The 14,823-nt window shown below is 64.7% G+C and carries 13 protein-coding genes; 3 read left to right on the forward strand and 10 right to left on the reverse strand.

All coding sequences use genetic code 11. The features are described from left to right. Positions 1-196: 196 nt before the first annotated feature. From HT136_RS00925 to HT136_RS00970, 10 genes are all read right to left on the reverse strand, one after another. Complete coding sequence (locus HT136_RS00925; RefSeq protein WP_214196827.1) at positions 197-721, reverse strand: septal ring lytic transglycosylase RlpA family protein; 525 nt, start codon at positions 719-721, stop codon at positions 197-199. A 182-nt stretch (positions 722-903) separates the two neighbouring features. After that, positions 904-2,118, reverse strand: coding sequence for an argininosuccinate synthase (locus tag HT136_RS00930; RefSeq protein WP_214196829.1), 1,215 nt, complete (start codon positions 2,116-2,118; stop codon positions 904-906). Between the two features lie 100 nt (positions 2,119-2,218). Then, a complete protein-coding gene (locus tag HT136_RS00935) occupies positions 2,219-3,460 on the reverse strand; it encodes an SAM-dependent methyltransferase (RefSeq protein WP_214196831.1) in 1,242 nt (413 codons plus the stop codon). Between the two features lie 78 nt (positions 3,461-3,538). After that, complete coding sequence (locus HT136_RS00940; RefSeq protein WP_214196833.1) at positions 3,539-4,297, reverse strand: SDR family oxidoreductase; 759 nt, start codon at positions 4,295-4,297, stop codon at positions 3,539-3,541. Between the two features lie 511 nt (positions 4,298-4,808). After that, positions 4,809-5,204: a glycine zipper 2TM domain-containing protein gene (locus tag HT136_RS00945; RefSeq protein ID WP_214196835.1), complete on the reverse strand. Its 396-nt coding sequence runs from the start codon at positions 5,202-5,204 to the stop codon at positions 4,809-4,811. Positions 5,205-5,466: 262 nt separating this feature from the next. After that, the gene (locus tag HT136_RS00950) at positions 5,467-7,293 is read right to left on the reverse strand and encodes a putative bifunctional diguanylate cyclase/phosphodiesterase (RefSeq protein WP_214196837.1); all 1,827 of its coding nucleotides are present in this window, start codon (positions 7,291-7,293) and stop codon (positions 5,467-5,469) included. Then, on the reverse strand, positions 7,290-7,742 hold the full coding sequence (locus HT136_RS00955; protein ID WP_214196839.1) for a response regulator: 453 nt from the start codon (positions 7,740-7,742) through the stop codon (positions 7,290-7,292). Before HT136_RS00955 ends, HT136_RS00950 begins: the two co-directional genes overlap by 4 nt. Beyond that, positions 7,735-9,192, reverse strand: coding sequence for a sensor histidine kinase (locus HT136_RS00960; protein ID WP_343222074.1), 1,458 nt, complete (start codon positions 9,190-9,192; stop codon positions 7,735-7,737). The genes HT136_RS00955 and HT136_RS00960 overlap by 8 nt, the downstream gene beginning before the upstream one ends. A 190-nt stretch (positions 9,193-9,382) precedes the next feature. Then, positions 9,383-9,874 (reverse strand): asparaginase domain-containing protein, encoded by a 492-nt coding sequence (locus tag HT136_RS00965; protein ID WP_214196843.1) that lies wholly within the window; start codon positions 9,872-9,874, stop codon positions 9,383-9,385. A gap of 63 nt (positions 9,875-9,937) precedes the next feature. Continuing rightward, positions 9,938-10,555 (reverse strand): TetR/AcrR family transcriptional regulator, encoded by a 618-nt coding sequence (locus HT136_RS00970; RefSeq protein ID WP_214196845.1) that lies wholly within the window; start codon positions 10,553-10,555, stop codon positions 9,938-9,940. A gap of 108 nt (positions 10,556-10,663) precedes the next feature. Here HT136_RS00970 and HT136_RS00975 point away from each other — a divergent pair, with 108 nt between their 5' ends. From HT136_RS00975 to HT136_RS00985, 3 genes are read left to right on the forward strand one after another with little or no spacing between them, the layout of a single operon-like run. Then, complete coding sequence (locus HT136_RS00975; protein ID WP_246543233.1) at positions 10,664-12,079, forward strand: efflux transporter outer membrane subunit; 1,416 nt, start codon at positions 10,664-10,666, stop codon at positions 12,077-12,079. Next, positions 12,072-13,226, forward strand: a complete 1,155-nt coding sequence (locus tag HT136_RS00980; protein WP_214196848.1) for an HlyD family secretion protein — start codon at positions 12,072-12,074, stop codon at positions 13,224-13,226. The genes HT136_RS00975 and HT136_RS00980 overlap by 8 nt, the downstream gene beginning before the upstream one ends. After that, positions 13,226-14,800, forward strand: coding sequence for a DHA2 family efflux MFS transporter permease subunit (locus HT136_RS00985; protein WP_214196851.1), 1,575 nt, complete (start codon positions 13,226-13,228; stop codon positions 14,798-14,800). Before HT136_RS00980 ends, HT136_RS00985 begins: the two co-directional genes overlap by 1 nt. The last annotated feature ends 23 nt before the right edge of the window (positions 14,801-14,823 follow it).

Consider the following 14,823-nt stretch of genomic DNA (forward strand, 5'->3'; position numbering starts at 1 on the left):
ACGCTTTGAGCCGCGGGCGCGACCTGCAAAAATCAAAAAAGGTGAAGCGCGGGGAACGGCTGGGCGATTTTGCCGTTATCGGGAGTGAAGACCGGCGCGGTCAGTCCCCCCCCACCCCCTCCAGATCGCGCCGGTCCGACCCCCCGAAACGGGGCGGAAAATGCCGGGCCATCCTCGGGTCGCAGCCGTAGGACGTTCAATTGTCGCTGGAAAGGACAGCCAGTTCGACCTTGCCCGAGCCGCGGGCGATAAGTCCGATTTCGCGCGCGGCGGCCTTGGAAAGGTCGATCACGCGGTTGCTGTGGTAAGGACCGCGATCGGTGACGGTGACGACGACGCTTTCACCCGTGCTGGCGTTGGTCACCTGAAGGTGCGTGCCGAAGGGCAGGGTGGGGTGTGCGGCGGTGAGGCCCTCGGGATCGAAGATCGCGCCGCTGGCGGTGCGACGGCCGGCAAATTTGACGCCGTAGAAGCTGGCGATGCCCGTACCGATGAATTCGTAGGAATCTTCGTCGGCCTCGGCAGTGGAAGCGGGAAGTGCCTGTACCACCGGGCGCGAGACCAACATGGTGGGAGCGGGTTCGGCGGTGGCCGGAGCGGGCGCGGCAACCGCGCTGCTCACGCTGGCGACCGCAGCAAGCGGTGCGACGGTGTCGACGGCGGCGGACGAAGCGTCGGCGTGCACGGGCCCGGAAAGCGGGAGCGTAACCGACGCGGCCATGGCCGCGAACAATCCGAAGCGTGAAACTTGCAAAACCTACCCCGCTGGGCCGTTGACGATGGGGAGGCTTTTACAGGCGAAGTCTCAAGGATGGGACTCCAACGAAAGCGGCCCGTCGCGCTGAAGCAACGGGCCGCCGGGATTCCATGCGCATTTGCGACGGACGCCTTAACGCAGGTTCATCACCGATCGCGCTGGGCGAGCAGGCGCAGGCGCAGCGCGTTGAGCTTGATGAAGCCTGCCGCGTCCTTCTGGTCGTAGGCGCCGGCGTCGTCCTCGAAAGTCACGTGGCGCTCGGAATAGAGCGAATTGGGCGACTTGCGGCCGACCACCGAGGCAAGGCCCTTGTAGAGCTTGAGCCGGACGGTGCCGTTGACCTTTTCCTGGCTGTGGTCGATCGCGGCCTGGAGCATCTCGCGCTCGGGGGCGAACCAGAAGCCGTTGTAGATGAGCTCGGCGTACTTGGGCATGAGCTCGTCCTTGAGGTGCGCGGCGCCGCGATCGAGCGTGATCTGCTCGATGCCGCGGTGCGCACGGGCGTAGATCTCGCCGCCCGGGGTCTCGTACATGCCGCGCGACTTCATGCCCACGAAGCGGTTCTCGACGAGGTCGAGGCGGCCGATGCCGTGCTTGCGGCCGAGCTCGTTGAGCGCGGTCAGCAGCGTTGCCGGGCTCATCGCCTCGCCGTTCAGGGCGACGCCGTCGCCCTTCTCGAAGTCGATCGTGATGTATTCGGGCGCATCGGGCGCGTCCTCGGGGTTGACGGTCCGCGAGTAGACGTAATCGGGCGTCTCTTCCCAGGGATCCTCGAGGACCTTGCCTTCCGACGAGGTGTGCAGGAGGTTGGCGTCGGTCGAGAACGGGCTCTCGCCGCGCTTGTCCTTGGGGACGGGGATCTGGTGCTGCTCGGCCCAGGCGATGAGCGCGGTGCGGCTGTTGAGGTCCCATTCGCGCCAGGGCGCGATGACCTTGATGTTGGGATCGAGGGCATAGGCCGAGAGTTCGAAGCGGACCTGGTCGTTACCCTTGCCGGTGGCGCCGTGCGCGATCGCATCGGCGCCGGTTTCGCGGGCGATCTCGATGAGGCGCTTGGAGATCAGCGGACGCGCGATCGAGGTGCCCAGCAGGTAGTCGCCTTCGTAGCGGGCATTGGCGCGGAACATCGGGAAGACGAAGTCGCGCACGAATTCCTCGCGCAGGTCGTCGATGTAGATGTTCGAGTCGGGCAGGCCCATGAGCTTGGCCTTGGCGCGCGCGGGTTCGAGTTCCTCACCCTGGCCCAGGTCGGCCGTGAAGGTGACGACTTCGCAGTTGTAGGTGACCTGAAGCCACTTGAGGATGACGCTGGTATCGAGCCCGCCCGAGTAGGCGAGGACGACCTTCTTGATATCGGACATGGTAGCCGTGTTCTCCGCGAGAAAATACGCTTCTTCGGGACGCGCGCCTATCAGCACGCGCCCGCGTGTGCAACGGTATGCTGCACCTTGCCTTCGTTCCTCAGCGTCGGCGCAAGGCGCTTTCGGCCGCGCTCATGTAGTCGCGGGTCAGCGGAAGGGTCCGCCGCAAGCGGGTGTACTGGATCTGGTAGTTGCACATCGACCCGCTTTCGAAGGCGGCGGTCGCCCCGGCGAGGTAGAAGATCCACATGCGGTAGAAACGCTCGTCCATCAGCGCGACGATGGCGTCCTTGTTGGCAACGCAGCGCTTGTACCATTCGCGCAAGGTGAAGGCGTAGTGGAGGCGCAGGTTCTCGACGTCCGATGCGATGAGGCGGAACTTCTCGCTGGCGGCCACCGTCTCGCTGAGGGCGGGGATATAGCCGCCGGGGAAGATGTACTTGCGGGTGAAGGCATCGGTCGTGCCGGGCCCGCCCATGCGTCCGATCGTGTGGAGCAGCATCACGCCATCGTCGCTCAGCAGTTCGGCGGTGGACTTGAAGAACTGCTTGAACTGCGCCTGGCCGACGTGCTCGAACATGCCGACCGAAACGATGCGGTCGAACTTCTCGCCGCGCTTGGGCAGTTCGCGGTAGTCGACAAGCTCGAAGGTCACGCGGTCGCTGACGCCGGCTTCGGCGGCGCGAACCTTGGCCAGCTCGATCTGCTCCTCGCTCAAGGTGATGCCATGGACCCTGACGTCGGCGTGCTTGGCGAGATAGATCGCCATTCCGCCCCAGCCGCAGCCGATGTCGAGGATCCGCTGGCCCGGCGCGAGCGCCAGTTTGGCCGCGATATGCGCGAGCTTGGCGGTCTGCGATTGCTCGAGCGTCATGCCTTCCTCGGGCCAGTAGGCGCACGAATACTGCATGTGCTCGGTGTCGAGGAACAGTTTGTAGAGATCGTTGCCGATGTCGTAGTGATGGGCGATGTTCTTCTTTGCGCTGGCCGCGCGGTTGATGCCGTCGATCAGCGTGACCGCCTTGCCGGCCGCCTTCTTGAACGCGGTCGTTTCCTTGACTTCGCCGCCGCGATCCCAGGGGGCGTTGGCGCGCAGGAGCTGGACCAGTTCCATGATGTCGCCGCTCTCGATGACCAGCTGCCCGTCCATGAAGGCTTCGGCGGCCCCGATGCGCGGATCGCGCAGGATACGCCGTTCGCCCGCCTTGTCGGTAAAGCGCAGGCGGACATCGGGATAGCCCGGAGCGGACTTGCCGAAACGGGTGGTCGACCCATCCGGCCGGGAGACTTCAAGTGTGCCGTGGCGAACGCCACTCTCGAGGAACTTGTCTAGAAGGGCCATCGTATCCTGTCGTCGCTTGCTGTGACTTGATGCAAATCACCGGGGTATGGGCAAAATTTGCCGTAGGCGCGTTGTGTTTCAGGCGCGTGCCAGGAACAGCACGTCGCGGGGTTGGGGTACGAGGTGCTGGCCGGAATCGACGAACACGGTCTGGCCGCTGGCAAGCCAGCCTTTCGCCATGAACAGCGCCGTCCGGGCGATCTCGTCGGGCGGGGTCTTGCGGTGCAGGAGGTTCATCCGGTGCGAGACCTCGGTTTCCTCCTCGCGCTGGTCGTGGCTGGCGAGAATAGCTCCCGGCGCGATGCCGAAGACCCGGTCCTGGTCGTTCGACCGGGCCATCGAGAGCATCGGGATCGTGGCTGCGAGGGCGTGCTTGCTCATCGTGTAGGAAAAGAAGTCCGGGTTGGGATTGGCCAGTTTCTGGTCCGTGACGTGAATGAGGCTGCGGCCGCCTCGGGCACGGGCATGGCGAAAATAGGCTTGGGCGATCGAGGCCGGGGTCGCCGCATTGACCCGCATGGCGGTGTCGAAAATGGTGGAACTCATCGCTTGCGCCGTGTCGAGATCGAAGACGGCCGCGCAGTTTACGAGCGCGCTCCAATCGTCGAGACGCTGGGCAAGCTCATGGATCATGGCGTTCGCGGCGGCGGTGTCGTTGAGGTCGCACGAGATGATTTCGGCGGAAGGAAGGCGTTGCTTCAGGTTCTCGGCCTGATCGCGTGATTTTCCATAGTGGATGACCACATGCCATCCCTCGTCCGCAAACGCCTTGGCGATTACCGAGCCGATCCGCTTGGCTCCGCCCGTAATCAGGACGCTCTTGCGCGACGTGGTCATGGATGAGGGTTTGTTACGGCGCGACAAGGTCCGCTTGAACGACCTGACAGGCAGTGGCTTTCCGGCGGAAAAGCAGACTCAAGACGCGGACGATTAGTCATAAGTGCCTATGGAGCATACCGGGGGCAGCGAGGGAAGGGGGGCACTGCGCAAAAACCCTTCGATGGGGTGCGCAGGCGCCGTTGCGCGTTCGGCTCGACATCGCCACGGTGGGGGACCGGGATCAAGCGGATGGACGGCATTTTTGGGGCGATCGGGGAGATGCAGCCCGCGTGCCGGCGGCGAATTTGGGGGCTCCGTTGAAGCCGGCGTCGCTCGGGACGTCCCGGTCGTCGCAACCCCCGCGGCGAACTATGCAAGCCCGCGGGCGCGCCATGGCGCGAACTCTCAGCCAACGCGACCTCGGTCCGCCGCGAACGTGCAAGCGATGTCCTTCAAAACGAGAAGGGGGGCGTTGGAGCCCCCCGACCGTCCTCGCCGCGCCCTGGGGCGAAGCTCGATGCTGCACGGATCACCGGCAGCGGATGTCTCCGCGATCGATCTCGCGTCCCAGCGCGCCGCCAAGGACACCGCCCAGAACGGCGCCGAGCGTGCGATCGCCATTGCCCGCCAGTTCGTGACCCGCAAGCGCGCCGACACCGGCGCCGATCAGCAAGCCCGTCGTGCCGTTGTCGCGGCGGCAGTAATAGCGGCCATCGTGTCCGCGCCAGACGTGCGAATTGCGGCTGATCGGCCGCGGGTCGCGGTACCGGCCGCGCGAATCGTAGTGGCTTGGGGAATGGCCACGATCATGCTTGTCGCGATAGCCGTGTGCGGGGGCATGGTGGGGCGGGTCGGCCAGCACCGAGGTCGCCGGCAGGCTGACAGCCGCCGTCGCCATTGCCAGAACCAACAGAGCACGTTTCATTTCAACTTCCTTTCGCACACACTGAGCATTGCAAACTTGATGCAACGCTTTGACGCGCCTTCCCCCAACTGCAAATGAACCGCGCGATCGTGCAGGTGACATATTTGCGATTGAGCGGCAGGGCGCGCCGTCCGTGCGACCGGCCGATCCGCGCACCAACCGGTTAGGACGATAGGCCATTCGGCGCGTCAGCGTGACCGCGACAGCCCGTGAAAGAGGCAAGCCAAGTGCCCGCGGCGGGACTGGTCGAGGATGGATTGCGTTACCGGGCCGCCTGGCGCGGTGGAACGGGAAGGACCTCGACGACCGGGTGCGCAGTAGAGTTCCATTTGTGCATCCAGCCTTGCAGCGCATCGAACGCGAGAGGCCGGCTGATGCCATAGCCTTGGCCGGAAGGGCAGCCCAGGTGGATGAGCAGTGCGCGCACCTCGTCGTCCTCGATGCCTTCGGCGACCAGCGTGATGCCCAGGCTGTCGCACAGGACCACCAGGCAGGTGATGAGCGATTGATCGAAGGCGCTCTGCGTGCAGCGCGAGATGAACGAACGATCGATCTTGATTTCGTCCACGGTGAATTCGCGCAAGTAGCCGAACGAGGTGAAACCCGCACCGAAGTCGTCGATCGAAAGGCGCAGGCAATGGCGTCGCAAGCGCTCGATCACGCGGCGGGCCTGCGCGGGGTGCGCGATGAGGGCGGTTTCGGTGAGTTCGAGAATGACACGCTCGGGCGCGATCTTGTGGATCTCGATCGCGCCCAGCACGTTTTCCACGAAACTGGGGCGCTCCAGCATGCGGGCCGAGACATTGATCGAGACCGAAGTACCGGGCCAGGCATCCTGCACCGAGGCGAATTGACCCAGTACCGTATCGAGGCAGAGAACCGTGAAGGGCTCGATCAGCGGCGATTGTTCGACGATGCGGATCAATTGCTCGGGCGAGATATTGCCGCTGTCGTAAGGTTGCCAGCGAACGAGGGCTTCGAAGCCGGTGACCGTTGCGCTCGCCAGGTCGATCTTGGGTTGCCAATGCCAGGTTATCGCATGGTCCGCGATTGCCTGCGCAAGCTCCTCGAGCAGGCTCTTGCTGTCCAGTGCTTCGGTGTCGTCGGATTGCTGGCTGCGGGCAAGGCACGTCTTCTCGATCCCGGCCTTGGCCTCGTACATCGCGTTGTCCGCCGCGGAAAGAAGCGCCGTCGGCGTATAGCCGAGCTGCGGGCACAAGGCGATGCCGAGCGAGGCCCCGACATAGAGCACGCGGTTGTCATGCAGGACGGGTTGCTGGATCAGCTGGCTGATCTTGTCGCCCATCGCCATGGCCGCGTCGACCGTGGCGATGTTCTCGAGCAGGATCGCGAACTCGTCCCCACCGAGGCGAGCCACCGTGTCCACTTCGCGCAAGTGCGAGCGCAAGCGGCGTCCGATCGTCTGCAGCACGACGTCTCCCGCGGCGTGGCCGAGACTGTCGTTGATTTCCTTGAAGCGATCGAGGTCGACCATCAGCACGGCAAAGGCATCGCCGCTTCGCCTGGCGCGCGCGCAGGCCTGGGTCAGGCGATCGAAGAACAAGGTGCGGTTGGGCAGGTCGGTCAGGGGATCGTGGAGGCTGCGGTGGGTCAGTTCCGCTTCCGCCTGGCGCAAGGCTTGCCGATCCTGACGCCAGGCCATACCCTCCTCGATCGAGGCGGCCACCTTTTCGGCCGAAAGCATGCGCTTGGTGAGGAATTCGGTCATGCCCAGCTTGATCGAATCCGCGGCGATCTGCGCGCTGCCATGCCCCGTGACGGCAATGATCGGGCAGTCGGGGTCGAGTTCCTCGCGAATGGGCGGCAGGAGATCGCGACCATCGCCGTCGGTCAGTCCGAAGTCGAGAAAGACGACGTCGAAGCGGGTTTCCGGGGTGCGGATGAGGTCGAGCGCCTCGCGCCGCGACGCGGCTTCCTTCACTTCGATGCGCCAGGGGCACCGGTGCAGCAGCCGGGACAGCTTTTCCCGATCCACGTCGTCGTCGTCGACGATGAGCACGTGCAGGGGCTCTTGCGTGTCGGGGGCGGCATCCGCGCCAGCAGCCTTTTCGATCGTGGCATGCTTCATGAGCGTTCTCGTGGAAGCTTCTGGGTACATGTGTATTTTCGGATGAAGTCGGCGAGGCGCGCGAACTGGGGGCCGACCGCAGACTTCACCATGTAGCCGGCAACTTGTTCGTCGTAGGCGCGGCACATGTCCTGTTCGCGGGCCGAGGTGCTGAGGATGAAGACGACGGTGCGCTTGAGCTCGGGGGTCGTGCGCAGCGCATGGAGAAACTGGAATCCGTCCATGCCCGGCATGTTGAGGTCCAGCAGGACGATATAGGGCGGGGAAATATGCTTCGAGGGATGCACGCCGTTCAGGATGGCCAGCGCTTCCCGGCCGTCGCTGGCGGTGAGGGTCTGGCAGCGCACCTCATTGCGTTTGAAGGAGCGCAGGACCCCTTCGAGCGCGACATCGTCGTCGTCGACGATGAGGACCGTGAAATCGTCCAGTCCCTCGGCGCATTCAAGCATCGTCGAACTCCCTAAGCAGGATGCGGGGCCAGTAGACGTCGAACCGGGCACCGCCCATCTCCCCGGGGGAGGTGACCGCGATCATGCCGCCGTTGGCGTTGATCATCCTTCGCGTGAAGGCGAGGCCGACTCCATCGCCCTCGACGCGGGTCGAGCCGCGATGGAACAGCTTGAAGATGCGTTCCTCGTTACCGGGGGCGATACCCTGCCCGTCGTCCTCGACCGTGAAGACGGTAAAGCGTCCCTCCTCGCGGGCGCGAATGGCGACATGACCCTGTTCGCTTCCGTGATGCTTGATGGCGTTGCTGATGAGGTTGCGCAGCGAGGCGGACAGAGGGGCCCGTGCTGCCTGCAGCGCGCCCGCATCGACATCGACCGTGACGTCGAAGCCGGAAGGCACTGCGACCAGCGACAGCACTTCGTCGATCAGTTCGCGCGGTTGCAGGAGTTCGAGCTGCGGGTCGCGAACGCCGATGCGTGCGTAATTGAGCAGGTCGTCGATCATCTGCTCGGCGCGGTCGATCCGGATGGCCACGCGATCGAAGTTGCGAATGACCTCTTCCGACAAGGTGCTCTGGTCCAGGTCTTCCCGGATCCAGCTTACGAGATCGGCTATACCGCGAAGAGGTGAACGCAAGTCGTGGCTGGCGACGTAGGTGAACTCTTCCAGCTGCGCATTGGTCTGCTGCATCGCCACTTCGGCGCGCTTGCGATGGGTGATGTCGGTGACGATCGCCATGAACAGCGGCTGGCTGACGTTTTCATGCCGGGTCAGGGCAATCTCGATGGGAATTTCCTGGCCGGATCGGTGCAGGCCGGTCAGATCGCGCCCGGTTCCCATCATCCGTGACATCGGGGCTTCGCTATAGGCCTTGATGTGGCCAGCGTGCACGGCGCGATAGCGAGGCGGTAGAAGGATATTGAGCGACTGGCCGATCAGATCCTCGCGGGTGTAGCCGAAGTCGGAGGCGAGTGTCCGGTTGGCCTTGACGATGCGGTGGCGAATATCGATGACCAGAAGACCGACCGGCAATGTCTCGAAGATCTGGGCGAACCGCCTCTCCGCCGTCAGCACCCGCATGAGGCTGCGCACGAAGAGGATCGCGCAGCATTCGTGCTCTTCGGGATAGGGCGTAAGAGTGACTTCGATCGGGTGTTCGTCGCTCTCGTTGCTGAGAAGCGTCATGCGGCGGGTCCATCCGGCGCGCGCCTCGAGCGGCGAATCGAAATGAATCGTGATCATCTGGCTCAGCGTCTCGGCATCCTTCTCGCCGAGCCACACCGAGATCAGGGTGTGCTGCAGTGAAGCCGGGTCGGCCTCTCCGAAAATCCCGGCCGCGGCGCCATTGGCGGCCCGGATCAAGCCGCTGCGTTCCACCAGCAGGGCACCGATCGGGGCATGCGCCAATCCGCTTGGAAGTTCGGTCCCGCAAGATATTGAAGTTGCCACGCGCATTCCCCCGCGATGTCTTCGCCATGCCGCAACGGCAATGGTCAGGCAGCTTGGGGGCTGTGCGTCATCTTTTCCGGCACTGCCCGCTACCCGACCTTGGTCAGGGTAGGGGCGATTGGTTTTTGTGCCGCGAACGTAGGCCTGGTTGTTTGCCCCTAGGGATTGCTCACCTGGCGCGGGGAGAAGATCAGGCTTCGACGAACTTTCCGGCCTGGCGGTCCTTCCGGACTTTCAGCCCGTCGAACACCGTTCCACTCATCGTAATCCAGACGCCGGGAGCGGCCGATTGCGCGCACGCAAAGGCCATGCCGAGGTTGAAGGCGGCGTCGCTTTCGGCGAAGCGCGCCGGTGCCAGCGCGCCGCACAGCACCATGGTCTTGCCCGCGATCGGCGCGAGTGACTGGGCGGTAAGGGTCATCGTATCGGTACCGTGGGTGACCACGACGCGGGTCTCGGGTGCCGTCTCGATGGTCTGCGCGATCAGCGCGCGATCCTCGTCGGTCAACTCGAGGCTGTCCTTGCGAAGGAGCTCGATAACGCGAAAGGGCTGCGCGACTCGCGCCGTCTCGAGCAGCTTGCAGATCACGCTTTCGGTGATCTGGTACTCGCTAAGGGCGTCGAAATACTGCTTGTCGATCGTGCCGCCGGTCGTGACGACGAGAATGGGGGACTGGTTCATGCCCGTCGAACTAGCACTTTTGCCGGAGTGGCAAAAGAGAGCGAGCGTGGCGCACGGCGCGCCTCAATCGGGTTGGCGCACTTCGAGGCCGTCCCAGTCGATCATCTCGATGAGGTTGTCGACGAAGACCTGGCGTTCGGCGGGGCCAGGTTGCGCCGGTCTAAGGAGAATGTCCGAGCGATAGCCCATGATCGCCGACAGCATGGCGATGGTCAGGCGTTCGGCGGCCGCATCGGAAAAAGCGGTGGCGAAGAACGCGCGTACGCGGCGGCGCAATTTTTCCGGGCCGCGCGAATAGAACATCACGTTGATTTCGGGAAAGCGCTCGCCTTCACCGACGACGAGGCGGAACAACCGGATCGAATGACCGGCGAGCAGGCAATCGAGAAAGCGCAGGCAGGCGCGGCGCAGGGCCGGATGCGAGAAGGTCTGTTGGGTCAGGACCTCATCGATTTCCTGCGAGAATTCGTCCACGAGTTCGTCGATCACCGCGGCGAAGAGGTCTTCCTTCGAATTGAAATGGGACCACATGGTCGCCTTGGAACAGCTGAGGGCATCGGCAACGGCGCTCATGCTGGTGGCGGCGTAGCCCTGTTCGAGGAACGACTGACGCGCCGCTTCCACGATCGCGGCCCGCTTGCGAGCCTTGTTGAGTTCCCGTTTGCCGATGTTTTCTTCCATAATTGAACTCAGTGGTACACTTTTCGGTTGACACTTGCAAGCCTTGCAACGATAAAAACTGTACTGATGAGTACAACATTCCCCTCCCGAGTCGCAGCAAGTGTTCTCTTGGCTGCTTCCGTTTCGCTCGCCGCCTGCGCGCCGGACCTGGGTCCGCGTCCTCAGCTCAGGGGGCCGTCTTCATTCCAGAGTGGCGCGTCCATCGCGGCCACGGCTTCGGCGCGTGACTGGCCGCAATCGCGCTGGTGGACCGTCTACAACGATCCGCAGCTCGACGCGCTGATCGATACCGCGCTCAAGGATTCGCCCGATCTCGCCTCGGCGATCGCGCGTGTCCAGCAGGCGCGTGGCGCGCTTCAGGCCTCGCGTGCCAGCCTGCTGCCTTCAGTCGGCGCGCAGGGCTCCGGCGAAGTGGCAAAGCAAAGCTACAACAACGGCACTCCGGCCTCGGCCTTGCCGCATGGCTGGAAGGACTACGGGACGCTGGCGCTGTCGGCGAACTGGAATCTCGACATATGGGGCAAGAACAGGGCGTTGCTGTCGGCGGCGACCTCGGCCACCGAGGCGGCCGTCGCGGAAATGCGCCAGTCGGAACTGGTGCTGACCAGTGAGATCGTCTCGTCCTATTTCGACCTCGCGCGCCTGACCGAACGCCAGAAGGTCCTCGACGAGGCTCTGGCGGTGCGGGTCAATTCGGCGGACCTGACCGCCAAGCGGCATGGACAGGGGCTGGAGAACGAAGCGCCCCTGCGCCAGGCGAACGCCGAAACGGCGCGCGCGCGCGGGCTCGTCGCGGCGAACCAGGAACAGATCGCGCTGCGCCGCCATGCGCTTGCGGCCCTGATCGGTGCCGGTCCGGACAGCACGATCGACCTGACTCCGCCCTCCATTGCCAAGGTTGCCGTGGCGGCCGTGCCCGCCGACGCGGGCATCGCGCTGGCCGGACGCCGCCCCGACATCGTCGCGGCGCGCCGGATCGTGGAGGCTGCCGACAAGGGAACCGAATACGCCCGCAAGTCCTTCCTGCCCGATATTTCGCTGAGCGGGCTGCTCGGGCTGACCTCGCTCGGGATCTCGAACCTGTTCGACAGCGGTTCGGACTATGGCAACGCGGGCGCGGCGGTCAGCTTGCCGATCTTCCAGGGCGGTGCCCTGGAGGGACGCTATCGCATCGCGCGCGCGGGCTACGATTCGATGGTCGCGAGCTACAACAAGACCGTGATCGGCGCCTTGCAGGAGGTGGCTGACGCGATCGCAAGCCGTGATTCCGCGATCCAACAGGAAAAGCACGCAGGTGATGCCCAGAGCGAGGCCGCCGCGGCCTATGATCTGGCCCTGCAACGCTATCGTGCGGGCCTGACGACCTATATCGACGTTCTGACCACGCAGACCGCCGAACTCGATGCGCGGCTCTCCGCGCTGGATTCCCATTTCGCAACGCTGGCCAGCGATGTCGCGCTCAAGCGCGCGCTCGGCGGCGGATATGCAGACGAAACATACAAGAAGGCCACATCCGATGAGTGATAACCAGATGGACAACGACGCGCCCGCCGAGGCCGGCAAGGCCAGCGTCGTCCCCAAGAGCAAGCGCAAGACGCTGCTGCTGGGGCTCGGCGGAGCCGTGGTCGCAATCGGCGTGCTCTGGGGCGCCTACGAGTTCTTCATCGCGAGCCGTTCGGTCGAGACCGACAACGCCTACGTGGCCGCCGACAATGCCGAAGTCACGCCGCTGACTTCGGGGCGGGTCGTCGAAGTGCTGGTCACCGACACGCAGCCCGTGCGCAAGGGGCAGCTGCTGTTCCGGATCGAGGATACCGACCAGAAGATCGCCTTCGCCGAAGCCGAAGCGAATCTCGCGAAGGCCAGGCGCATGTACGGCCAGTCGCTGGCCAGCAACCAGGCACTGGGCGCCGCCGCCGACGCGAACCGGGCGCAGATCGATACCGCGCGCGCCAACTTGAAGGCCGCGCAGGCGGACCTGACGAAGGCCAAGTCCGATTTCACGCGGCGCAATGCGCTGGCCGGGTCGGGTGCCGTCTCAACCGAGGAACTGACCAGCGCGAAGCAGGCGCTCGATTCCGCGCAGGCGGCCTTCGACCAGCGCAAGGCCGCGCTGGCCCAGGCCCAGGCCAATGCCGTCAGCGCCAGCCAGCAGGAACAGGCCGCCGTCGCCCTCACCAAGGGTACGACGGTCGAGACCGCGCCGGAAATCCAGCTCGCCCAGGCCCAGTACGACAAGGCCAAGCTTGATCTGGAGCGCACGATCGTGCGCGCGCCGATCTCGGGCATCGTGTCCAAGCGATCGATCCAGGTGGGGCAGAAGATCCAGAACGGCTCGACGGCGATGATCATCGTGCCTGTCGACAAGCTTTACGTGAACGCGAACTTCAAGGAAGACCAGCTCGGCAAGGTCCACTCGGGCCAGAGCGCGACGCTTTCCTCGGACTTCTACGGCGGCGGCGTCGAGTACCACGGCAAGGTCGTCGGTTTCTCGGGCGGGACCGGGGCGGCGTTCTCGCTGATCCCGGCGCAGAACGCCACCGGCAACTGGATCAAGGTGGTGCAGCGCCTGCCGGTCCGCATTGAACTCGATCCGCGTGAACTCGAGGAACACCCGCTGCGCGTGGGTCTTTCGATGGATGCCGAGATCGACCTGACGAGCGGCAAGTAATGGCCGGCGCCGCAACGCCAGCGTCCGGTGGCCGCCCGGCCGCCGGAGCCGCGCAGGACATGGCCGGCAGCTTCAGCGGGGCCAAGCTCGCCATCACCGCCTTCGTCCTGGCGATGGCGAACTTCGTCGTCGTGCTCGACATGACCATCGCCAACGTTTCGGTCCCGCATATCGCGGGCGGCCTCGCCGTCTCGACCGAGAGCGGGACCTGGGTGATCACGACTTACGCCGTTGCCGAGGCGATCTGCGTTCCGCTGACCGGGTGGCTCGCAGGTCGTTTCGGGGTCGTGCGCATGTTCCTGGCCTCGATCCTGGGTTTCGGCATCTTTTCGGCCTTGTGCGGTATCGCCGGGAATCTGGAAATGCTCCTGCTTTTCCGCCTCGGGCAGGGTTTCTGCGGTGGACCGCTGATGCCCTTGTCGCAGACGCTCCTGCTCAAGATCTTCCCGCGCGAGATGCATCCCAAGGCCATGGCGATGTGGGCCATGACGGTCGTCGTCGCGCCGATCGCGGGGCCGATTCTGGGCGGATACATTTCCGACAACTGGGACTGGCGGTGGATCTTCCTGATCAACGTGCCGATCGTGATCGCGGTGTTCATGTCGCTGCTGGTGCTCTTGCGCGGGGTGACCTCGCCCTTGCGCCGGCTCCCGATCGATATTGTCGGCCTGGCACTGCTGATCGTCTGGGTCGGCGCGTTCCAGACCATGCTCGACCTTGGGCATGACCGGGACTGGTTCCACAACACGACGATCTGTGTTCTGGGATGCGTCGCGGCGGTGTTCTTCGCGATATTCGTGATCTGGGAGCTTACCGAAGAGCACCCCATCGTAGACCTGGCCGTGTTCCGCCATCGCGGGTTCAGCGCTTCGACGTTCGCCCTGGCCCTGGCTTTCGCGACCTACTTCTCGGCCGTCGTCATCGTGCCGCAGTGGTTGCAGGCGGGGATGGGCTATACCGCGACCTGGGCCGGGATCGCGATGGCCCCCGCCGGCGTGCTGGCCGTCATCGCCTCGCCGATAGTGCCCAGGCTCATGCAGAAGACCGACCCGCGCCTTCTGGTTTTCCTGGGCGTGTCCTGGCTGGCGTTCTGCGCGTTCCTGCGCTCCTTCTGGTCGACCGATTCGACGCTCTGGGAGATCGCCTTCCCGCAGTTGATCCAGGGCGTCGGGGTTGCTTTCATGATCGTGCCCCTTACCACCATCGGGCTCGCCTCGGTCGATCCGGAGGAAACCGCCTCGGCGGCCGGGATCTCCAACTTCGGACGCACCCTGGCGGGTGCCATCGGGACTTCGGTGGTGACGACCATGTGGTCGGACCTTGGCCGAAGCGACGGGGCGGACCTGGTGGCGAGCATGAACAATGTCGAAGGATTGATCGCGCGGCTCCAGAGCCAGGGAATGCCGTTCGATACCGCCCGGGCGGCGATCAACCAGATCGTGACGTTGCAGGCCCAGGCGCAGGCGACCGTCCATGTGGCGACCATATCGGCGATTGCGCTTCTGGTGGCGGCGTTCGCCATCTGGTTCGCACCGCGCCCCAAGCGCGGCACCAAGGCTGCCTCGGGACACTGATCCCGCCCGGCCAAACCGCTTCC

The sequence above is a fragment of the Novosphingobium profundi genome (genome assembly GCF_018491765.1).
GTDB lineage: Bacteria > Pseudomonadota > Alphaproteobacteria > Sphingomonadales > Sphingomonadaceae > Novosphingobium > Novosphingobium profundi.

Coding starts and splice junctions, on each gene's coding strand:
- HT136_RS00980 (WP_214196848.1), top strand. CDS start 12,072: ATGAGTGATAACCAGATGGACAACGACGCGCCCGCCGAGGCCGGCAAG.
- HT136_RS00985 (WP_214196851.1), top strand. CDS start 13,226: ATGGCCGGCGCCGCAACGCCAGCGTCCGGTGGCCGCCCGGCCGCCGGA.
- HT136_RS00965 (WP_214196843.1), bottom strand. CDS start 9,874: ATGAACCAGTCCCCCATTCTCGTCGTCACGACCGGCGGCACGATCGAC.
- HT136_RS00950 (WP_214196837.1), bottom strand. CDS start 7,293: ATGAAGCATGCCACGATCGAAAAGGCTGCTGGCGCGGATGCCGCCCCC.
- HT136_RS00940 (WP_214196833.1), bottom strand. CDS start 4,297: ATGACCACGTCGCGCAAGAGCGTCCTGATTACGGGCGGAGCCAAGCGG.
- HT136_RS00930 (WP_214196829.1), bottom strand. CDS start 2,118: ATGTCCGATATCAAGAAGGTCGTCCTCGCCTACTCGGGCGGGCTCGAT.
- HT136_RS00935 (WP_214196831.1), bottom strand. CDS start 3,460: ATGGCCCTTCTAGACAAGTTCCTCGAGAGTGGCGTTCGCCACGGCACA.
- HT136_RS00945 (WP_214196835.1), bottom strand. CDS start 5,204: ATGAAACGTGCTCTGTTGGTTCTGGCAATGGCGACGGCGGCTGTCAGC.
- HT136_RS00925 (WP_214196827.1), bottom strand. CDS start 721: ATGGCCGCGTCGGTTACGCTCCCGCTTTCCGGGCCCGTGCACGCCGAC.
- HT136_RS00970 (WP_214196845.1), bottom strand. CDS start 10,555: ATGGAAGAAAACATCGGCAAACGGGAACTCAACAAGGCTCGCAAGCGG.
- HT136_RS00955 (WP_214196839.1), bottom strand. CDS start 7,742: ATGCTTGAATGCGCCGAGGGACTGGACGATTTCACGGTCCTCATCGTC.